Here is a 322-nt window from a genome sequence, read left to right as displayed (position 1 = left end):
CTGGCGGCAGGGCAGGCGGTCAACGACTACGCGCTGCGTGGGATGCGGGTGGCGGCATGACCTGCGACTGCGAATTCTTCAATTTCGGCGATCCGGTCCGCAACCGGCAAAATCCTCATCTCACTGGCGTCGTCATCGGCGATCGCAACTGGGGCAGCGAGTACCACGTGCGCCTTGCTGACGGCGCATCGACGATCTGGTGGCACGGCTTCGAGATCGAGCACGATCCGGATGGCGAGCCGCCGGCAAAGGAGGATGACGACACAAACGTCGTCAAGGTCGACTTCACACAACGGCGCGCGATGACGGTCGAGACAACAAC

Annotated in this window: 1 protein-coding gene; it reads left to right on the top strand. The window is 62.7% G+C overall.

Annotated features, from left to right (window positions below; translation table 11 throughout):
• Positions 1 to 56 precede the first annotated feature (56 nt).
• Positions 57 to 322 (top strand): hypothetical protein (locus EN804_RS35830; protein ID WP_135922387.1); only part of this gene is annotated, 266 nt, incomplete at its 3' end.

Source organism: Mesorhizobium sp. M8A.F.Ca.ET.161.01.1.1, assembly GCF_004792105.1.
Classification (GTDB): domain Bacteria; phylum Pseudomonadota; class Alphaproteobacteria; order Rhizobiales; family Rhizobiaceae; genus Mesorhizobium.
This window is presented reverse-complemented; position numbering and strand designations above follow the sequence as displayed.